The 19,595-nt window shown below is 62.3% G+C and carries 15 protein-coding genes; 7 read left to right on the top strand and 8 right to left on the bottom strand.

The genetic code is table 11. The features are described 5' to 3' along the window. Positions 1 to 17: 17 nt before the first annotated feature. Genes dnaA through gyrB form a run of 4 tightly spaced genes read left to right on the top strand, consistent with a single transcriptional unit; the run spans position 18 to position 6,041 of the window. Entirely contained in the window at positions 18 to 1,346 is a 1,329-nt protein-coding gene (gene dnaA / locus GNH96_RS01955) for a chromosomal replication initiator protein DnaA (RefSeq protein ID WP_169601780.1), read from the top strand. A gap of 29 nt (positions 1,347 to 1,375) precedes the next feature. Further along, a complete protein-coding gene (gene dnaN, locus GNH96_RS01950; protein WP_169601778.1) occupies positions 1,376 to 2,476 on the top strand; it encodes a DNA polymerase III subunit beta in 1,101 nt (366 codons plus the stop codon). A gap of 52 nt (positions 2,477 to 2,528) precedes the next feature. Further along, complete coding sequence (recF, locus tag GNH96_RS01945; protein WP_169601776.1) at positions 2,529 to 3,605, top strand: DNA replication/repair protein RecF; 1,077 nt, start codon at positions 2,529 to 2,531, stop codon at positions 3,603 to 3,605. 21 nt (positions 3,606 to 3,626) lie between these two features. Continuing rightward, positions 3,627 to 6,041 (top strand): DNA topoisomerase (ATP-hydrolyzing) subunit B, encoded by a 2,415-nt coding sequence (gene gyrB, locus GNH96_RS01940; RefSeq protein WP_169601774.1) that lies wholly within the window; start codon positions 3,627 to 3,629, stop codon positions 6,039 to 6,041. Between the two features lie 46 nt (positions 6,042 to 6,087). Here gyrB and GNH96_RS01935 read toward each other — a convergent pair whose 3' ends face one another. Beyond that, entirely contained in the window at positions 6,088 to 7,053 is a 966-nt protein-coding gene (locus GNH96_RS01935; RefSeq protein WP_228720077.1) for a site-specific integrase, read from the bottom strand. A gap of 459 nt (positions 7,054 to 7,512) precedes the next feature. On the opposite strand from GNH96_RS01935, the gene GNH96_RS01930 reads away from it, so the two are divergent. Then, positions 7,513 to 8,544 carry an AraC family transcriptional regulator gene (locus GNH96_RS01930; protein ID WP_169601772.1) on the top strand — a complete coding sequence of 344 codons (1,032 nt, stop codon included), beginning with the start codon at positions 7,513 to 7,515 and terminating at the stop codon, positions 8,542 to 8,544. Here GNH96_RS01930 and GNH96_RS01925 read toward each other — a convergent pair whose 3' ends face one another. Further along, positions 8,545 to 9,414 (bottom strand): YicC/YloC family endoribonuclease, encoded by an 870-nt coding sequence (locus GNH96_RS01925; RefSeq protein WP_169601770.1) that lies wholly within the window; start codon positions 9,412 to 9,414, stop codon positions 8,545 to 8,547. Positions 9,415 to 9,515: 101 nt separating this feature from the next. Here GNH96_RS01925 and GNH96_RS01920 point away from each other — a divergent pair, with 101 nt between their 5' ends. Beyond that, the gene (locus GNH96_RS01920) at positions 9,516 to 10,829 is read left to right on the top strand and encodes an IS1380 family transposase (RefSeq protein ID WP_169601768.1); all 1,314 of its coding nucleotides are present in this window, start codon (positions 9,516 to 9,518) and stop codon (positions 10,827 to 10,829) included. 194 nt (positions 10,830 to 11,023) lie between these two features. On the opposite strand, the gene GNH96_RS01915 is transcribed toward GNH96_RS01920, so the two are convergent. The 4 genes from GNH96_RS01915 to amoC all read right to left on the bottom strand — a co-directional run bounded on the left by GNH96_RS01915 (position 11,024) and on the right by amoC (position 15,479). Continuing rightward, on the bottom strand, positions 11,024 to 11,932 hold the full coding sequence (locus GNH96_RS01915; protein ID WP_169601766.1) for a hypothetical protein: 909 nt from the start codon (positions 11,930 to 11,932) through the stop codon (positions 11,024 to 11,026). Between the two features lie 56 nt (positions 11,933 to 11,988). Next, complete coding sequence (locus GNH96_RS01910; protein WP_169601765.1) at positions 11,989 to 14,121, bottom strand: YgiQ family radical SAM protein; 2,133 nt, start codon at positions 14,119 to 14,121, stop codon at positions 11,989 to 11,991. 81 nt (positions 14,122 to 14,202) lie between these two features. Next, the gene (locus GNH96_RS01905; protein ID WP_169601763.1) at positions 14,203 to 14,460 is read right to left on the bottom strand and encodes a hypothetical protein; all 258 of its coding nucleotides are present in this window, start codon (positions 14,458 to 14,460) and stop codon (positions 14,203 to 14,205) included. A gap of 257 nt (positions 14,461 to 14,717) precedes the next feature. Continuing rightward, positions 14,718 to 15,479 (bottom strand): bacterial ammonia monooxygenase, subunit AmoC, encoded by a 762-nt coding sequence (gene amoC, locus GNH96_RS01900; RefSeq protein WP_169601761.1) that lies wholly within the window; start codon positions 15,477 to 15,479, stop codon positions 14,718 to 14,720. Between the two features lie 262 nt (positions 15,480 to 15,741). Between amoC and glgX the strand changes: the two genes are divergently transcribed. After that, positions 15,742 to 17,790 carry a glycogen debranching protein GlgX gene (gene glgX / locus GNH96_RS01895; protein WP_267313387.1) on the top strand — a complete coding sequence of 683 codons (2,049 nt, stop codon included), beginning with the start codon at positions 15,742 to 15,744 and terminating at the stop codon, positions 17,788 to 17,790. On the opposite strand, the gene GNH96_RS01890 is transcribed toward glgX, so the two are convergent. Both GNH96_RS01890 and GNH96_RS01885 read right to left on the bottom strand, forming a co-directional pair. Next, complete coding sequence (locus tag GNH96_RS01890) at positions 17,791 to 18,603, bottom strand: quinoprotein dehydrogenase-associated SoxYZ-like carrier (RefSeq protein WP_169601757.1); 813 nt, start codon at positions 18,601 to 18,603, stop codon at positions 17,791 to 17,793. A 47-nt stretch (positions 18,604 to 18,650) separates the two neighbouring features. Then, the gene (locus GNH96_RS01885) at positions 18,651 to 19,583 is read right to left on the bottom strand and encodes a quinoprotein relay system zinc metallohydrolase 2 (protein ID WP_228719975.1); all 933 of its coding nucleotides are present in this window, start codon (positions 19,581 to 19,583) and stop codon (positions 18,651 to 18,653) included. Positions 19,584 to 19,595: the final 12 nt, after the last annotated feature.

The following is a 19,595-nucleotide window of genomic DNA, read 5'->3' as shown; positions in this document are numbered from 1 at the left end:
TCCGAGGATATCCCCCGATGAGCATGCTCTGGAGTCACTGCATCAGCAAGCTTGAAGGCGAGCTTCCTCCGCAGCAATTCAATACTTGGATCAGGCCGTTGCAGGCCGTAGAGGAAGGATCCGAGCTGCGTCTGCTGGCGCCGAACCGGTTCGTTCTCGACTGGGTGAAGCAGCACTTCATCGGGAAGATCGAGGAAGTCGTGTCCGAACAGAACCTGGCATCCATTCCCAGCGTGGTGCTGGAGATCGGTTCCCGCTCCGCCGAGGCGGCCCAGGTTCGGCCCGCGAATCCACCCAAGAAGGTTGGCCCGGCGCGCAAGCAGGTGCCGAACAACCTCAACAGCGCCTTTACGTTCGGCAATTTCGTCGAAGGCAAGTCCAACCAGCTGGCCAAGGCGGCATCATTGCAGGTGGCCCAGAGCGTGGGGCGCACCTACAATCCTTTGTTCATCTATGGCGGCGTCGGCTTGGGCAAGACCCATCTGATGCACGCCATCGGCAATGAAATTCTCCGCGGTAATCCGGCCGCCAACATCGTCTACCTGCATTCGGAGCGCTTCGTCTCCGACATGGTCAAGGCGCTGCAGCATAATGCGATCAATGCCTTCAAGGAGTTTTACCGCACCGTCGATGCCCTCCTGATCGACGATATCCAGTTTTTTGCCGGCAAGGAGCGCTCGCAGGAGGAGTTTTTCCACACATTCAATACGCTGCTGGAAAACAAGCACCAGGTGGTGCTGACCTGCGACCGTTATCCGAAAGAGATCAAGGGGCTGGAAGAGCGACTCAAGTCCCGGTTCGGATGGGGCCTGCCAGTGGCCATCGAGCCGCCCGATCTGGAAACCCGGGTTGCCATTCTCATGAGCAAGGCGCAGCAGTCCGGGACCGATTTGTCGCCGGAGGTCGCTTTTTTCATCGGCAAGCGCATCCGCTCCAATATCCGCGAGCTGGAGGGCGCGCTCCGCCGCGTCCTCGCCAATGCGCAATTCACCGGCCGTCCGATTACGCTGGAGTTCGCCAAGGAGGCATTGCGGGATCTGATCGCGTTACAGGATCGGATGATCAACGTGGAAAACATTCAGAAGACCGTCGCGGAGTATTTCAAGATCCGCCAGGCCGATCTGTTGTCGAACAAGCGCACGCGCTCCCTCACCCGGCCGCGCCAGATTGCCATGGCCTTGTCCAAGGAGTTGACGAGCCACAGTCTGCCGGAGATCGGCCAGATGTTCGGCGGGCGGGATCACACCACGGTGCTGCATGCCTGCCGGAAAGTACAGGAACTCAAGGAAAGCGATGCGAGATTCATGGAGGATTTTTCCAATCTTCTGCGTATCCTGTCCAACTGACGCGCTGTTTTTTCGATAAGGGCCAAGCCATGAAGTTCCGTATCTTGCGGGAAGATTTGTTATTGCCGCTGCAACAGATCATCGGCGTCATCGAGCGGCGCCAAACCTTGCCGATTCTTGCGAACGTGCTGATCGAGGTGGGTTCCGGCCGGGTGGAGTTGACCGGAACCGATCTGGAGGTGCAGCTCATCGCCAGCTCGGCCGCCGACGGCGGCGAGGCCGGGCGTTTCACGGTGCCAGCGCGCAAGTTGATGGACATCTGCCGGCTCCTGCCGGAAGGAAGCGAGCTGGGCTTCGAAGTCAAACCGGAGCGGGTGCTGCTCCAATGCGGCAAGAGCCGTTTCGCTTTGGGGGCGCTGCCGGCGGAGAACTACCCGAACTTCGAGCATGGCGATCCAGAGGTGGAGTTCGGGTGCGAGGCCCAGGTCTTGCGGCGCGCCATCGAGAAGACCGCATTCGCCATGGCGCAGCAGGATGTGCGCTACTATCTCAATGGCCTGCTCGTGGAAATCAGGCAAGGCCGGATCCGTACCGTGGCGTCTGACGGCCACCGGCTGGCATTGTTCGAGGAATCCGTCGAAGGAATTCGAGATGTCGCCCGGCAGATCATCATGCCCCGCAAGGGCGTTCTCGAGCTGGGGCGTCTTCTGGCCCACGTCGAAGAGACGGCGCGCGTGCAGATATCCGCAAACAACGTCAGGGTTGCGTTCGCTGCATTCAGCTTCGCGGCGAAGCTGGTCGAAGGGCGTTACCCGGATTACGAGCGCGTGATCCCGAAGGCGGCTTCCCGCATCGTCGTGGTCGATCGCTTCGAGTTGCGCAGCGCGCTGACACGGGTCGCCGTGCTGTCGAATGAGAAATTCAAGGGGGTCAGCCTTGAAGTGGGAGAAGGCGCCGTCAGGTTGAGGGCGCAAAATCCGGAGCATGAGGAGGCGGAGGACGAAGTGTCGGCCGAAGTGTCCGGCGACCCGTTCTCGGTCGGCTTCAATGCCACTTATCTGCTGGATGCGATCAACGCGGTGGCTTCGGATTCGGTGCGGATGTCGTTTACCGACGCCAATGGCAGTTGTCTGATCGAGGACCTGTCCGATGCCAGGCATCGCTTCGTCGTGATGCCGATGCGTCTTTGATGGCGGAATGGCCGGACTCGAAGAGCAACGGCGTTGAAACTGTCGGGACAGCATGGCACTGTTGAGGCTCGATGTTGCCGATGTCCGGAACATTGAATCCGCAAGTCTGAGTCCCGGCGAGGGGCTCAATCTGCTGTTCGGCGCCAACGGCAGCGGCAAGACCTCGTTGCTCGAGGCGATCTATCTGCTCAGCCGGGGTAAATCTTTTCGCTCGTCCCAGCCCCATCGCATCATCCGATTCGATCAGCCGTTTCTTACCGTCGCCGGCCGGATCGGACAACCCGGTGGGGGCACCACCGTAGGCCTTCGTCTCGGGCGCAACGCTAAGGAAGTTCGGGTGGGCGGTCGACACTGCGACTCGAGTGCGCACTTGATCCGGCTATTCCCCGCGGTCTTGACCCAGCCGGCCAGTGTCGCGTTGCTCGATGGTCCGCCTCGATTGAGAAGGCAGATGCTCGACTGGGGAGTGTTCCACGTGGAACAAGAGTACCTCGATCTCTTGCGCCGCTTTTCGAGGGCGCTTGATCAGCGCAACACGGCTCTCCGGACGGATGCTTCCCGGTCGAATCTGGAGGCATGGTCGGGGGAGGTGGCGCGATGGGGTACAATGATCGCTGAAGCGCGGTCGGCGTACGTCGAGCGCATTCGGGGCCAGTTCGCGAAAATATCATCCGCCTTGCTTGGCCCGCTCGATGCCGAGCTGGTCGTCCGGCAGGGCTGGAGAACGGGCTGGTCCTATGCGGAAGCCCTCGCCGCATCCGTCGCGATGGATCGCAGGCGGGGATACACGGAGCCCGGTCCGCACAAGGGGGACTTCACGGTCTTGATCGGCGGACGGCCGGCGAAGGATTTTTTTTCGCGTGGTCAGTTGAAGCTCCTGACATACGCGCTTTTGCTGGCGCAAGCTTGCCGGTTGGAAGAGGATCAGCCGGGGCGAGCCTGCCTGCTGGTCGACGACATCGCCTCGGAACTGGATCCCCGCAATCAAGAGAAGCTGCTGAGCTTGTTGAAATCAACCGGCATTCAGTCCTTTATCACTTTTTCCGGTAACGATCTTGGATGGGTCACGGCCGGACACACCGCCAGAATGTTCCACGTGGAACACGGCCGCATCCTGGCCGACGAATGAGCAAACCAGAGACCCGATCGAATGACTACCAAGCCTAACCAATACGACAGTTCCCACATCAAGATTCTCAAAGGGCTCGATGCGGTGCGCAAGCGCCCGGGGATGTACATCGGCGATACCGACGACGGCACGGGGCTGCATCATATGGTTTTCGAGGTCGTGGACAACGCGGTCGACGAGGCCATGGCTGGCTATTGCAAACGCATCCGCGTGACGGTGCACGAGGACGAATCGGTCACGGTATCCGATGACGGTCGCGGAATTCCGGTCGACATTCATCCCGAAGAGGGGCGCTCGGCGGCCGAAGTCATCATGACGGTACTCCATGCAGGCGGCAAGTTCGACGACAATGCCTACAAGGTATCCGGCGGGTTGCACGGCGTGGGCGTATCCGTGGTCAACGCGCTGTCGGAAAGGCTCTGGCTGGAAATTTGCCGGGGTGGCAAGCGCTATACGCAGGAATACCGGGAAGGCGAGCCGCAGGCACCGCTGGCCGAAGTCGGCCCGGCGGACACCACCGGCACCACGGTGCGGTTCAAGCCCAGCGCCCGGATTTTTTCCAACATCGAGTTCCATTATGACATTCTCGCCAAGCGTCTGCGGGAGTTGTCCTTCCTAAATTCCGGCGTGCGTATCGAGCTCGAGGACAAGCGCAGCGGCAAAGGCGAGGTGTTCGAGTTCGAGGGTGGCATCAAGGCCTTCGTCGAGCATCTGAACAAGAACAAGACGCCGTTGTTCGACAAGGTGTTCTATCTTCAGGCCGAGCGGGATGGCGTCGGTGTCGAGATCGCCATGCAGTGGAACGATTCCTATCAGGAAAACGTCTTCTGCTACACCAACAACATCCCCCAGCGCGACGGCGGTACTCACCTGGCTGGTTTCCGGGCGGCGCTCACCCGCACCGTGAACCAGTACATCGAAGATCAGGGGCTGCTGAAGAAGCAGAAAGTCGCCACGGTGGGCGACGATGCTCGCGAAGGTCTGACCGCCGTGCTGTCGGTGAAGGTGCCCGATCCCAAGTTCTCGTCGCAGACCAAGGAAAAGCTGGTTTCATCCGAGGTGAAATCCGTGGTCGAGTCGGTCATGGCGGAGAAGCTGAACGACTTCCTGCTGGAGAATCCGTCGATTGCGCGCACCATCGCCAATAAGGTCGTCGACGCGGCCCGCGCTCGGGAAGCGGCCCGAAAGGCCAGGGAGATGACGCGCCGCAAGTCCGCGCTGGATATCGCGGGCCTTCCCGGCAAGCTGGCCGATTGCCAGGAGAAGGACCCCGCCCTGTCCGAGCTGTTCATCGTCGAGGGCGATTCCGCCGGCGGCTCCGCCAAGCAAGGGCGCGACCGGCGCAGCCAAGCCATTCTTCCGCTCAAGGGCAAGATCCTGAACGTGGAACGGGCGCGGTTCGACAAGATGCTGTCCTCGGAAGAGGTCGGGACCCTCATTACGGCATTGGGCTGCGGCATCGGCCGGGAGGAATACAACCCGGACAAGCTGCGCTATCACCGTATCATCATCATGACGGACGCCGACATCGACGGCTCTCATATCCGCACTCTGCTCCTGACCTTTTTCTACCGCCAGATGCCGGAATTGGTCGACCGCGGCCATGTGTACATCGCGCAGCCTCCGCTTTACAAGGTCAAGAAGGGACGGCAGGAGCACTATGTCAAGGATGACGCCGAACTCAACGAATATCTGCTGCAATTGGCCATAGACAAGGCGCGGCTCGTGGTCAATGAGGAAACCCCGCCCATTCAGGGACAGGGCCTGGAGAAGCTGGCGCATGCGTACTTGCATGTCAGAAAGCTGATCGACAGGCTCAGCCACCGATATGACGAGGCGTTCCTGGAGGCGTTGACGGTGCACCCGCCTTTGTCCGCCGCGGAGTCGGGCGACTTCGACCGCTGCCGCGAGTGGTTCGCGGAGCTCGAGCAAATTCTGAATGGGGAAGGACCGGCGCGCTATCGCATTGAGGTGCGGGCCGGAGCGTCTTCAGACGACTTCGTCGTGCAAGTGACTCGCCGCTTGCACGGGGTGGAGCGGGCCTTCGAAGTCAGTGCGGGATTCTTTGGCGGTAATGACTATGCCGCTCTGAGCGCCTTCGGCCAGACGGTGGCCGGTTTGTTCGGCGATACCAGTGCGATCTGCTTCGATAACGAGCGCCGGCCGGTGCGTTCGTTCAAGGAGTCGTTCGAATGGATGCTGGGCGAAGCCAAGAAAGGACAGCATATCCAGCGTTACAAGGGGCTGGGGGAGATGAACCCCGAGCAGCTTTGGGAAACGACCCTCGATGCCAACACCCGCCGCTTGTTGCAGGTCCGGATCGAGGACGCCATCGCGGCGGACGAGGTGTTCACCACCTTGATGGGGGATCAGGTGGAGCCGCGGCGCGACTTCATCGAGCGCAACGCGCTGCAGGTGGCGAATCTCGACGTGTAAACCAAGAATCCGCTCCGCCCCTGGAAAGGAAACGGACGGCGGTCGCTCAGTGTTCGGCGGGTACGAGGCCGGCGTATGAGCAGAATTCGATCTCGTAATCCAGCTTTGCGAGCGAATTCAGCAAGGCGTCGGGCTGGGTCGCCCAGAGAGGTTTTCTTGCCGTGCCCGCGGACTTCCTGTCCCTATGGCCGAGTATGGCATTGATATGGAGTTCCGGGACGCCGGCCAATCTCATGTAGTGCTGAAAAGTGGAGCGAAATGCTTCGGTCCGCCGGCCACTCCGTTTCAGCCCGTGTCTTTCCAGATGCCTGCTCAGCCACATCCCCACATTTTGTCCCTTGCTGCCCAGCCGGGGGATGATCAAGCCGGGCCACAGGGTATCGAGGCCCGAGACGCCTTCGATGTAAGCCAATAGACCGAGGTCGATCAGTTTCGGATGTACCGGCACCCTGCGTTCGGACTTCCCCCGAGCGGTCGATGCCACGAACCGGAAAGCCGGAATCCGGTTGTCCAGCAGGGCGATGTCCTTCGGTTCAAGCTGGCAGATTTCTCCAATGCGCGCACCGGTGTGCAGTTGAATCAGAGGAACCCAGTATTTGTAAGGCATGTCGAAATCGGCCCGGGTCTCGTCGCCCTCGAAAAAAGCCCGCAACTGTTCATGCGTGAAAGGCTTTTCCGCGGCCTGCTGGCGTTGCTCCGCGATCACCGCGCCCGCCGGCAGCTTGCAGCCGCTGCAAGGGTTTTCCGCGAGAGCATGGCGCTTTTGAGCGATGGCCCAGTTGAACAAGGCGGAAAGCGAGCTCAGGTGGCCGTTGACTGTGGAAGCGGACAACCGCCGCCGTTCCGACAGCTCGTGTGCGAAGGCGGTCACATCGGGACTGCGGTATTCCGAAAGCGGTCTGTCGCCGGCGATTTCGATGAAGCGCAGCAAATGGTTTTCCGCTTGCCGCAGTCGTTCAAACCGGACTTTGCCATGTTGATCCCGGATGTATTCCCTGATGATCGGGAACATCGTAGGCACGCCGCGTTGCCTGCGCCGATGTCCGTACCTTTCGACCCCTTTGCCGTCCGCGCCGTCCGCTTTTGGAACCTGCGGTTCGCTTGGATGCTCGATGTTCCTTGTTGCGGGCGATGATTTTCGAGGCATGATCGACAGCGTTGTTGATGCATGTGCTTTCGGGGGCAGGATGGCGATGTGCGAAACCTGCCCTCGGAACCCCTGTTCATTTAACCCTACCAAAGCATTCGTCTGAGTTCTTGGACAATCATGTATTCCAATAGGACTATTCTTTACTTGAGAGATGGGAAATGCCGGGAGACTCGGCATCCCTTCGGAAAGAAGACGTCCTTCGGCGGGTATCCGCCGTCATACGTCTTCCGGACGTGTGTGGGCCGGTGAGATGCCAAAACCACCCGCATTGCCTTTTCGCCCGCCTGTCTGTGGGTTGTGTCCGCGACGGAGGCGTCAACCATGAATAGCGAACTATTGTTTGATTCCGCTGCCCTGCCCGAACGTGATCGTTTCGACAGTTGGCGGGAAGTGTTCTGCTCAAAGATGTGGGGTCTCGATATCGTGCCTACCGACCCCTGTCCATTTTTCGCCCGCTGCCGCTTTGTGAGTCTCGGTGCGGTGGGTGTTGGGCGAAACGAGTTGAGCGGCGCGGATTACATCCGCACGCCCGAATCGGTCCGGGCACATGACTCTGACGATTTCGGGTTCCACCTTTGCCTCCGCGGCGGTTCACGTATCGTTCAGGCAGGACGCCACGCCGAGATGGTCGGACTGAGCGGCACCCTGTTGGCCAGTGATCAGCCCGGCATCGTGTCCATCTTGTCGAAATCGGGGATCGATCGCTATCAAGGCTACTGCCTGCACTTGCCCAGGAAGGGATTGTTGCAGCGTGTCCCACGGGCTGAGCGCCATCTGGCCGAGGTCATTTCCGCCCGCCAACCGTTGAGTCTCCTGGTCCAATACCTCGATCTCGTGTTCAGCAATGATGCGGCCTTGCAGCAGCCCGAATTGAACGAACTCGCCGGGGAGCACGTGCTGGACATCATCGCCCTGTTGCTGGAGCCAAGGAGCGACGCGGCGTATCAGTCCGGGCGGGGAGGGCTGCGCGCCGCGAGGCGGACGGCATTGTTGAAATATCTGGAACAGCACTACCGGGATGACCGTCTCTCGGTGAAAACGGCCGCGGCCGCGCTGGGGATTTCCGAAAGCTATCTGCACCGTCTGATGGCGGAGAGCGGGGAGAGTTTCACTGAAACGGTCAACCGCCTGCGCCTGGAGCAGGCAAAGCGCATGCTGGAGGATCCGGGATGCGACCGTTTGCGTATCGGCGAGATCGCATTTGCCACGGGATTCAGCGATTTCACCTATTTCAACCGACTGTTCCGGCGGCGCTTCGGCGATACGCCCGGGGCGTTCCGTGCGGATCGGCCGGAACGTCGCAAGGCGGTCCGGAGCATGGCTATGGGTGCCCGGCCCTGCCGGGAGGAATGATCACTCCACGTTCTGGACCTGTTCGCGCATCTGCTCGATCAGTACCTTGATGTCCACGGCGGCGCGGGTGGTTTCGAGGTCGGCCGACTTGGACGCCAGCGTATTGGCCTCGCGGTTCATTTCCTGCAGCAGGAAGTCGAGCCGGCGTCCCGCCGGCTCACGCTGGGTGAGGATGTGCTGCATTTCGGTGGTATGCGCGGTCAGCCGGTCCAGCTCCTCGGCGACGTCCATCTTCTGCGCGAGGTAGACCAGTTCCTGCTCGAGGCGAGAGGCATCGGGGGTGGCCGTCACCTCGGCCAGACGGGCCATCAGCTTTTCCCTGAGCCCCACCAGAACCGTCGGCAGGCGCGCCTGCACCGCTCGGACCGCGTTCCGGATGTCGGCGCAGCGGTTGTCCAGCAGGGCGGCGATCTGGGCGCCCTCGCGCTCCCGGAACGCCAAGGCTTCGGCCAGGGCTTGGTCCAGCAGGGCGAGAATCCCGGGTCCCAGCGCGGCGATGTCCGGCTCACTCTCCTGCATGACGCCAGGCCAACGCAGCAAATCGATCGCGCTGCAGCGGGCCCAGGCCCTTTCCTCCAGTGCTTCGATGTGACGCAGCGCATCGAGCAGGCCGCGTACCAGTTCCGGATCGACGCGTGTCGGGCCGGCTTCCTGAGCCAAGGGTTTCCAGGCCAGGGTGCATTCCACCCTGCCCCGTTTGAACGACTCGCCGATCCTGTTGCGCACCTCCAGCTCCAGGCCGCGCAGCGGATCCGGCAGGCGCAGGCCGAGGTCGAGATAGCGGTGATTGACGGCGCGCAAGTCCCAGCTCACCCGCCAATTGTCCACCGTCCCTTGCGCGGCCCCGAAAGCCGTCATGCTGCGGATCATGATGTCTCCTTAACCAGGATATTTCACCGTCATAAGGTCGGCACAGTCTTTAACCCCGCATAAAATCAGGGTTCGAAGCAGATTTCTGGGGGACTGTGCCGATGCCAAAGTGTACCGCCGATGAGATGAAGTTTGGGCGCCTCGGGCGGCGCATTGTCGAAGCCAATTTCCAGGGGGGAGCGATCGGCTCCGACGGCGGTCTGATGCTGTTGCGTGAGGTCGATCGCAGAATCGGACTATCGGCTGCGGTGGCAGCCGCGCTTGCCGATCCGCGCGATCCTTCGCTCATCAAGCACAGCCTGCGCAGTCTCATCGCCCAGCGTCTCTACGGCCTGTGCTGCGGCTACGAAGACCTCAACGATCACGCGCAGCTGCGGCGCGATCCTTTGATGCAAACCGCGGTGGACGTGGTCGAAGACCTGGGCAGCAGCCCGACACTGTGCCGCATGGAACGGCGCGCCACGCGCGCCGATGTGCTGGCCCTCAACCGGGTACTCGTCGAGCAGTTCATCGCCAGCCACGAGGTTCCCCCGGAGGAGCTCGTGCTCGACATCGACGCCTCCGATATTCCCTTGCATGGCGAGCAGGAAGGCGCCCAGTTCCACGCCTACTACGACCACTACTGCTACCTGCCGCTGTACGTCTTTGCGGGCAAAGCCCTGCTTGCCTGTGTGCTGCGCAACAGCCGCATTGACGGCGCCAAGCACGCTGCTGCGGTCATCAAGCTGCTGGTGACCCGGCTGCGTCAGGTCTGGCCCGAGGTTCGCATCATCGTGCGAGGTGATTCGGGGTTCTGTCGGCAGCGACTGATTCGCTGGTGTGAGCGAAACACCGTGGGCTACGTCATCGGGGTGGCGAGAAATGCCCGGCTGCACCGCATCGTGGAGGGCTGGGAGCGGGAGATGGAAGCCCAATACCAGGCAACGGGAAGCAAGCAGCGGCTGATTCGCGAGTTTCGTTACGCCGCAGAATCCTGGGACAAAGAACGTCGCATCATCACGCGGCTGGAGTTTGGCGCTCAGGGAACCAACCCCCGGTTCATCGTCACCAACCTCGATCTGCCCGCCCAGTCGCTCTACGACGAGCTCTACTGCCAGCGGGGAGAGGCAGAGAACCGGATCAAGGAGACCCAGCTCGATCTCTTCGGCACGCGCGCCAGCAGCCAGAAGTTCCTGGCCAACTGGCTGCGCGTGCTCCTGGCAGGCCTGGCGTATACCCTGATGCAACGCTTGCGGGAGATGGCGCTATCGGGCACGGAGTTGGCCAACGCCACAGCGGCGACGATCCGGGTGAAGTTGCTCAAGATCGGCGCGGCGGTGATTCGCAATACTCGGCGTATCCGCATCCTGTTCGCCTCCCACCATCCACTGCGCGAAACCTTCCTTCTTGCCGCTCGCGCCTTGGCCTCTCCGTAGCCTTTCCCAAGTGCGTCCCCGACACGCTGACACTTCGGGGGTAGGGGGCAGTGCGTCCATTGCCCGCCAAATTGCTCAATTCTTGAGCAGCTGGGCTCGCATTAGAGCTACTTCTTCCCGTCACGACTCCATTGCCAGGGCATGTCCATGGCCCCCGTCATGGGCTACCTGCGGTGTCGGTGTCCGGTCGGTTGTCACGTTGCCGTCTGGGCGCAGATGTCGGCGAAGGCGGGGAAGTCCCGCGCCAAGACATCGGCAAGTTCGGCGCCGTTCTCGGGGGCGGGGAGCTTCAAGAAGAAGTCGAGCATGGCGGCCAGGGCGATCGCATCCAGAAAAGCCGACTTGATGGTCCAAGCCAGCAGGAAGGCGAACACATAGGGCCAGATGCCCGGATCGAGCGGAAGCCCCGCCAGAATGCTCCGGACGGCCACCAGCATGACCGGGAAGGTCACGAGACATCCTAGCCAGCCGAAGGCGAACAGGTACAGCCGGTTGCGCAGAATTTTCGGGAAATGTGCGGCCAGGATGAGCAGGCCTTCCCTTGCCGACTGGCGAAGGTCGTTTGCCGGATGGGCGAAGTGATAGCCGAGCAGGGTCAGCGTTTCGGTGCTTGCAAGCATGCCCTTCGCCTGGAGCAGCCAGCGTTGCGGTTGGGTTTGCGGTGGCGTTTCCCGCCAGCCGGGCAAGGCGAACAGCACGGCGCGCATGGCGGCGAGGACGGAGTTGAGCTCTTGGGGGGCGGGAAAGCGTTCGGCGACCCGGCTGCGGGCAAATTCGATCTGGCCCTTGCCCTTCGGAATGGGTTGCTTCAGCGCTTCCGCGCCAAGCAGCGCGGCGTTGCGAGCCTGAACCCCGGTCAGGAAGGCGTTACGGAACTTGTACAGGACCCAGCCGACGATGCCCATCCCGACCCAGGCGCCGGCGGCGGCGAATGCGGTCGGATTGGAACTGAGCGAACCGATGCCGATGGTCGTGCCGGCGCCGATGATCGCGCCGAAGATGTAGGCGAGGCCCACGCCGAGATAGATGAGCCAGCGGTGGAGCACGAAGGCCATGCTCTTCTCGAGGGTGCGCGTGGCCGAAAGCAGACTGAAATCCCACATGACGGATGACCTCTTCTTTTTCTTGGCTTGAAATTTAGGCTTGGGGGGGGGCTCGGCTACGCCCCTTTCCGCAATTTGCGGCGCGCCGGCTTCCTGCCTTGCGGCGGCAAGCCGGTGTGCTGGGTTCGGAAGGGAGTGGCTTTCGGGCTCGCCCCGGTTTTGGCCGTGCCCTTCCCTTGCGGCTGCCAGGCCGGGATCAGATGGTGCTTGCCGTTGCCGATCAGGTCGGCGCGGCCCATCCGCTTCAGGGCTTCCCGCAGCAGCGGCCAGTTTTCCGGATCGTGGTAGCGCAGAAAGGCTTTGTGCAGCCGGCGCTGGGTCAGTTTGCGCGGCGTTTCCACCGTTTCGCTGGTGCGAGTGATCCGGTGCAGCGGATTCTTGCGGCTGTGAAACATGGCCGTGGCCACCGCCATGGGCGAGGGCAGGAAGGCCTGCACCTGGTCGGCGCGAAAGCCGTTCTTCTTGAGCCACAGCGCCAAGTTCAGCATGTCCTCGTCGGTGGTGCCGGGATGGGCGGCAATGAAATAGGGGATGAGGTACTGTTCTTTCCCGGCTTCGCGCGAGTAGTTGTCGAACATCGCCTTGAACCGGTCATAGGTGCCGATGCCCGGCTTCATCATCTTGGAAAGCGGCCCCGGCTCGGTGTGTTCGGGGGCGATCTTGAGATAACCGCCCACGTGGTGGGTCACCAGTTCCTTGACGTATTCCGGGGAGGTGACGGCCAGGTCGTAGCGTAGCCCCGAGCCGATCAGGATCTTCTTGATGCCGGGCAGCTGGCGGGCGCGGCGGTAGAGCCGGATCAGCGGGCCGTGGTCGGTGCCGAGGTTCTTGCAGATGCCCGGAAACACGCAGGATGGCCGCCGGCAGCTCGCCTCGATCTCGCGGCTCTTGCAGGCCAGCCGGTACATGTTGGCCGTCGGGCCGCCCAGGTCGGAGATCACGCCGGTGAAGGCCGGGGAGGTGTCGCGGATGGTTTCGACCTCGCGGATGATGGAGTCTTCCGACCGGCTCTGGATGATCCGCCCTTCGTGCTCGGTAATGGAGCAGAAGGTGCAGCCGCCGAAGCAGCCGCGCATGATGGTGACCGAGTGCTGGATCATCTCGAAGGCCGGGATGCGGGCGCCGGCGTAGTGCCGATGCGGCGCCCGGCTGTAGGGTAGGCCGTAGACCCGGTCCATTTCCCTGGTGGTCAACGGCAGGGCGGGAGGATTCAGCCAGACGTCGCTGTCACCATGGCGCTGGACCAAGGCCCGGGCATTGTGCGGGTTGGTCTCCTGGTGCAGCACCCGCGAGGCATGGGCGTAGAGCACCGGATCGTCGCGTACCGAATCGAAATCCGGCAGGCGGATCACCGTGTCGGCGGGGTTGCGGGCATCGCAGGTAAAGCGCGGGTGAGCCCCGGCTACAGCTGCCGGCGAGGCGCAGCCTTTCGGGGTTTCCTGGTAGGGGTCCTGTGGCCGTGATATTGCTCCGGGCCGGTCGATGGTGGTGGAATCGACCTCGCTCCAGTTCTCGGGCAGGTTGCGGCGGACGAAGGCGGTGCCGCGAATATCGGTGAGCCGGGAGACGGTTTCTCCGGCGGCGAGGCGGTGGGCGATTTCGACCACCTGGCGTTCGCCGTTGCCGTAGACCAGGAGGTCCGCTTTGGCGTCGACCAGCACCGAGCGCCGGACTTTGTCGGACCAGTAATCGTAGTGCGCGACCCGGCGCAGGCTCGCTTCGATGCCGCCCAGCACGATGGGCACGTCTTTGTAGGCTTCGCGGCAGCGCTGGGCATAGACCAGCACGCAGCGGTCCGGGCGGCGGTCGGCCGCGCCGTCGGGGGTATAGGCGTCGTTGGAGCGGATGCGGCGGTCCGAGGTATAGCGGTTCACCATGGAATCCATATTGCCGCCGGTCACGCCGAAGAACAGATTGGGGCGTCCGAATGCCTTGAAAGGTTCGGCCGAGTGCCAATCCGGCTGGGCCAGGATACCGACCCGGAAGCCCTGGGCTTCCAGCAGTCGGCCGATCAGCGCCATGCCGAAGCTCGGGTGGTCGACATAGGCATCTCCCGTGACCAGAACGACGTCGCAGGAATCCCAGCCGAGCTGCTCCATCTCGGCGCGCGTCAACGGCAATTGGGGGGCGATGCCGAAGCGGGCGGCCCAGAATTTTCGATACGAGAAGATGTCCCGTGCTTGCTGCATGGTGCCGAGGACCTGAGTGGGGAGGTTAGTCTAGCGGATCGGGCGGGCCCGCCGCCAGCTTGAAAGGCCGATGGCGCGGCGTCAGCGCCGTGGCGGGGCGGATTGGCCGTTGCGGCCCAGTTTCAGATTGGCTCTGGATTCCTTGAAAACCCCGATGCCCCAGATTCCCCAGGACGCGGTTTTCAGCATGATGAGCGGGATGGCGACGGTTTGCAGTCCCCACACGGCCACCGCCATGGCGCTGGCGCCCGAGATGCCCCAGGCGACCATTCCCCAGCGTCCGCCGACCGCGGCTTTTCCCCATCGCAGGGCGGTTTGTTTTTTTTCTTGTTTTGTCATCCCGGTGCGATTTCTGAGCGGGATCGGCAGGCATCGTCGCGCGTTCACGGAGCGATCAGCCGATAAGCGCCGCGGGGCATTGAAATGTGATCGTAACAATGAGGTGGTTGTCATGCAAATGATGTTTGGTGGGCTGTGTGCCTTGTCGGGAACGAAAAAAGCCGCTGCCCGGGCTTATAAGGCCGGACAGCGGCTCCCTTCTTCCAGTTTCGCCGAGACGCTCGAGGGGCGGTTGCCCCGCGAGCCTTACGCCGGCATCAGCGGATGTCCGGGCACAGTTCGTGTTCGAACAGGTGCGAGAAGCTGTAGAAGGTCTGGCTCAGCGTGCCCATGACGGCCAGCGCCAGCCAGCCGAAGATCACGAAGCCATAGTGCAGCGGTGCCACGAACAGCTCTTCCATGAACCAGAAGGTGTGACCCCATTCGTTCAGACCCACGTTCGGCAGAATCATGAACGGACCCACCACCAGCACCAGGTACGGCAGCGAAATGCCCTTCGCGAAGTACGGCAGACGCGTCTTGGCGTAGATGAACGCCGCGAAGCCGGTGATGATGTAGATCGGGTAGCTCAGATAGAACTCGATGATGTGCGACGGGGTGAAGTCGGTGTCGCGCACGATCGTCTGATGCCAGGTGCCGTCCTGCTCGGTGAAGTAGGAGGCGCCCCAGTAGATGGCCCAGGCGTAGGCCACCAGCCAGGTCAGGTGGGTGAAGTTGCGGCGCAGTTCTTCCCGCGGGCTCAGCGCGGCCAGGTTGCGGTCGCGGGTCTTCCACAGGTAGCCCCACAGGATCGAAGCCGTGACGATTTCCAGGACGATCTCGGTGTACAGGAAGTTCATCCAGTAGGTTTCGAACTCCGGCGCGAACGAGTCCAGGCCGGCGGACCAGCCGTAGACGCCTTCGTACCAGCGCACCCACATGTAGAACACGGTGTAGATCGCCAGTGCGAAAACCAGCCACTTCTTGTCCAGTAGCGGCCGGTCGGTAGCGGCGATGCCGCCAACGGTTGTTGTAGCCATCTGATTTCTCCTGAGTTGGTGTTGGTTTGATGCCATCATGCTCACTCATCGGGTGGCTGTGGCAGTAGGTAAGACCTGTGCCGACGGAACAAGTTCCCGATCATTGCTCTAGGGAATTTGCCCGCTGGCCACAGCCGGTGCGCAAGAAGTTAATGATACACTTCCGGCTCGCCGCGTTTCTTTGTCTTTCGAGATCGGTCTTGGTCGAGGTCCGGCTGTGATGACGGTGCCTGCACAATTCGATTATTCAAGGGGGTCCCCCTTGCCCCTCGGCGTTCATTTCCAGGAAACGGACGCCAATTTCTCCCTGTTCAGCCGCCATGGCTCGCGGGTCCGCCTGCTGCTGTTCGCCGATCCGGCCGATGCCCAGCCTCACCAGGTCATCGATCTCGATCCCCACCACCACCGTACCGGCGATATCTGGCACGTGGCGGTGCACGGCGCACACCGCGGCCTGGCATACGCCTTTCAGGTCGACGGACCGCATGAGCCGCATAGGGGCCATCGTTTCGATCCGCAGGCGGTGCTGCTGGACCCTTACGCCACGGCTCTGGTGACCCCCGAGCATTGGGAGTTTTCAGGAGCCGCGGTCGGTGGGCCGGGGGGGGTGGTGGCGAAGGCATTGGTCACGGCGGACCATTTCGACTGGGGCAACGACCGGCCGCTCAAGCACCCTTGGTCGGAGCTGGTCATCTATGAGGCCCATGTGCGGGGTCTGAGCATTCATCCCTCCTCGGCGGTCCGGCATCCCGGCACCTACCTCGGCGTCATCGACAAGATCCCTTATTTCAAGCAGCTCGGGATCACCGCGCTGGAGCTGATGCCGCTGCAGGCTTTCAACCCCTATGAAGTGACCCGCTACAACCCCGTCACCGGGGAGAGGCTGCGGAATTACTGGGGTTACAACACCATCGCTTTCCAGGCCCCGCATGCGGGCTACGGGACCGGCGCCTATCCCGGCTGTCAGGTGGAAGAGTTCAAGCAGATGGTCAAGGCCCTGCACGAGGCCGACATCGAGGTCCTCCTCGACGTGGTGTTCAACCATACCGCGGAAGGGGATGAGACCGGCCCCATCCTGAATTTCCGCGGCCTTGACAACAGCATCTATTACCTGCTGGAAGAAGACCGCCGACGCTACCGCAACTATTCGGGCTGCGGCAATACCGTCAACTGCAATCACCCGGTGGTGCGCAACTATATCCTGGACTGTCTGCGGTACTGGGTGGTCGAGATGCACGTGGACGGTTTCCGGTTCGATCTGGCCTCGATTCTGGGGCGTGACCGCAGTGGGCATCTGGTGCGGAATCCGCCGCTGCTGGAACTGATCGCGGAAGATCCCATCCTGCGCGACGTCAAGCTCATCGCCGAGGCCTGGGATGCCGGCGGTGCCTATCTGGTGGGGCGTTTCCCGGGCGAACGCTGGTGCGAATGGAACGGGGTGTACCGGGACGACGTGCGCCGCTACTGGCGCGGCGATCCGGGCATGGCGGGCGCCTTTGCCAGCCGTCTGTGCGGCAGCGCGGACATCTACGAGCATTCCGGCAAGGCGCCGGTGAACAGCATCAACTTCGTGACCTGTCACGACGGTTTCACGCTCAACGACCTGGTCAGCTATGCGTGCAAGCACAACACCGCGAACGGGGAGGACAACCGAGACGGGTCGGACCATAACTTCAGCGCCAATTACGGCTGCGAAGGGCCGAGCGGCGAACATGAAATCAACGCCATCCGGCGGCGCCAGATGAAGAACTTCATGGCCTCTCTGCTGTTGTCCAGGGGTGTGCCCATGATACTGGGGGGCGACGAATTTTGCCGGACACAGAAGGGCAACAACAACGCCTATTGCCAGGATAACGACATTTCCTGGTTCGACTGGCGCTTGCTGGACGAAAACCGGTCGTTTTTCGAGTTCGTCCGTAAGATGATCGCGTTCCGCACCCGCCATCCGGTGCTGTCGCGGGAGCAGTTCTACCGGCCGGAAGACATCCTCTGGTTCAATCCTGCCGGCGGCCAGCCCGACTGGCAGGCCGATTCGGCCATGGGTTGCTGCATCCGGGCGGTCGGGGCGCAGGAACGGCCGCTCTGCCTGCTGTTCAATCCGACGGAGGGGGGGCTTTGCTTCCGGCTGCCGGACACGCTTCGTGGTGGAGTCTGGCTCAAGGCTGTGGATACCGCCATGGAATCGCCTTGTGACATTGGCGAAACCGAGGAGGGCAGTCCGCTGCCGGACCAGCGGCGCCTGTTCCTCCCCGATCGCACCCTGATCGTGCTGGTGGAAGTGGCCGCGACGATGGCCGCGGCCCGCGCCTGATCAGTCCGTCACGGTCTGGCTGGCGGTGAAGGTTTTGCCCAGGTTGTCGCGGATTTCCGCCTTGAGTTCCCCCGCCTTGTCCGGCACGAAATAGAAACGGAAATGGGGATCGGCGCTGATGGCGATGTCCGTCTTGGCGGTCAGGACCGGCGCCCCGTTGAAGCTCACCTTGACCTCCTCGACATAGTGCGGCGGTTTGATCAGCCGCGAAATCTGGTCCATCTGCAGCCCGGTGATGTTGGGGTGGCTGATGAGGAGCTGGACCGGGTTGGCCTGTCCCAGCGCGAGCTTGTCGCCGTCCGTGCGGAACTTCATTTTCCCAAGCCGCGCCATGGCGGCATCGAGGTCCGAGCCGATGGGCGCGGAGCATCCGCCGCTGGCCTTGACGAAAGCCTTGTTCATATGGAGCTTGCCGTCGCTGGTCTCGGCGATGGCGCGGACATAGGTATAGGAGTTGACGCGAACCCGCATCGCCAAGTCGGCTTTGCCGGTCGCCGGAGTGAGGTCGAAGGATGCGGCGAAGGGCACCGGATTGTTGTCGATGATCAGGGTGATCCGCTTGATGTATTGCTCCGGCTTTTGCGGAATCTTGCCGGTGATCTGGATGGGGACCAGAGCCGGGTCCTCGGCGCGATAAGGGGCCGTCAGTTCGATGACGGTATTGCCTTCTTCCATGGGTTTGTCGCCGAAATACTGAGCCCGCAGCGCGCTCGTCCATGCGCCTTCGTCTTGCGGGTCCGCCGCCTGCGCCCAGGCGGAGACCGTGATTCCGAGCAGCAATATCCAAATACGAGGGACGATTCCAGCTTGCATGTGTTGACCTCCGGGCGGTGTGTTTGTGAGCGAATACTCTTATATATTCAATCGTCTTCCCATTCCAGCGCGGCGAAGGCGGTGGCAACGTTCTTCTTGTTGAATTCACTGAACAATTGCCAGTCGTTCCGCATCGAAATCCCGACCGTTTCCATGGCTTGCTCCATCGTCCGGTGCTGTCTGATCGCCGCGCGGACTTCGTCCGCGAGACCACTGAGGTAGCGTTCCTCGGCGGCGATGGCCGCGGGCCAGTCGCTGACCGCCGGACCATGGCCGGGGACGGCCAGTTTGGCCGGCACGGCTTTCAGCCGCTCGATTTCCTTCAGCCAGCCGGTCAGGCTGCCGTCCACGACCGGCACGTGGCCCATGAACAGGAGATCGGCCGCCCATAACGTCGCCGTCTTGGCATCGTAGACGCTCAGGTCGTTGTCGGTGTGGGCGGGGCCATGCGCGGTGAGGGTGAGGGTCCGGCTGCCCAGATCGAGCTCCATCCTGTCCTGCACCACCAGGTCAGGAGGCACGAAGTCCTCCGCGGTCAGCGCATGGCCCAGATCGCGCGACGCTTTTTCGATGTAATACGGAGCGCGCATCGCCATCGCCCGGGCGAGCTTATGATGGCCGACGAACGACACGCCGGGTGCCTTGAAGGCCCGGTTGCCGTAGATGTGGTCCGGGTGGACGTGGGTGTTGACCACGTAGCACACGGGCACCGTGGTGCGGGCGGCGACCGCGGCTTTCAGCGCCCGGCCCTGTTCGGGGCTCCCTCCGCTGTCGATCACGGCGACGCAGCGCTCGCCCGCGATGAAGCCGATATTGGCGATCTCTCCCCGATTGTGGGTATCGGGCAGTTCGTTCCGCCCCTGATGGACGAAGATGCCTGCCGCGATTTCGCGGAGATCGAGGTCGGGCAGGGCAATGGCCGAGCCCGCCCAGAAGCTGATCAAGGCTGTCCCGGCGGTTCGGAAGAAAGTGGCGAGCACTGGAGTGTCCTC

The organism is Methylococcus geothermalis (genome assembly GCF_012769535.1).
GTDB classification, from domain to species: Bacteria; Pseudomonadota; Gammaproteobacteria; order Methylococcales; family Methylococcaceae; genus Methylococcus; species Methylococcus geothermalis.
Note: the sequence above shows the minus strand (reverse complement) of the source record. Positions and strands in the feature narration are given on the sequence as shown.

Excerpts from the sequence above, each read along its gene's own strand:
- dnaA (WP_169601780.1), top strand. The coding sequence starts at position 18 with ATGAGCATGCTCTGGAGTCACTGCATCAGCAAGCTTGAAGGCGAGCTT.
- dnaN (WP_169601778.1), top strand. The coding sequence starts at position 1,376 with ATGAAGTTCCGTATCTTGCGGGAAGATTTGTTATTGCCGCTGCAACAG.
- recF (WP_169601776.1), top strand. The coding sequence starts at position 2,529 with ATGGCACTGTTGAGGCTCGATGTTGCCGATGTCCGGAACATTGAATCC.
- gyrB (WP_169601774.1), top strand. The coding sequence starts at position 3,627 with ATGACTACCAAGCCTAACCAATACGACAGTTCCCACATCAAGATTCTC.
- GNH96_RS01935 (WP_228720077.1), bottom strand. The coding sequence starts at position 7,053 with ATGTTCCCGATCATCAGGGAATACATCCGGGATCAACATGGCAAAGTC.
- GNH96_RS01930 (WP_169601772.1), top strand. The coding sequence starts at position 7,513 with ATGAATAGCGAACTATTGTTTGATTCCGCTGCCCTGCCCGAACGTGAT.
- GNH96_RS01925 (WP_169601770.1), bottom strand. The coding sequence starts at position 9,414 with ATGATCCGCAGCATGACGGCTTTCGGGGCCGCGCAAGGGACGGTGGAC.
- GNH96_RS01920 (WP_169601768.1), top strand. The coding sequence starts at position 9,516 with ATGCCAAAGTGTACCGCCGATGAGATGAAGTTTGGGCGCCTCGGGCGG.
- GNH96_RS01915 (WP_169601766.1), bottom strand. The coding sequence starts at position 11,932 with ATGTGGGATTTCAGTCTGCTTTCGGCCACGCGCACCCTCGAGAAGAGC.
- GNH96_RS01910 (WP_169601765.1), bottom strand. The coding sequence starts at position 14,121 with ATGCAGCAAGCACGGGACATCTTCTCGTATCGAAAATTCTGGGCCGCC.
- GNH96_RS01905 (WP_169601763.1), bottom strand. The coding sequence starts at position 14,460 with ATGACAAAACAAGAAAAAAAACAAACCGCCCTGCGATGGGGAAAAGCC.
- amoC (WP_169601761.1), bottom strand. The coding sequence starts at position 15,479 with ATGGCTACAACAACCGTTGGCGGCATCGCCGCTACCGACCGGCCGCTA.
- GNH96_RS01890 (WP_169601757.1), bottom strand. The coding sequence starts at position 18,603 with ATGCAAGCTGGAATCGTCCCTCGTATTTGGATATTGCTGCTCGGAATC.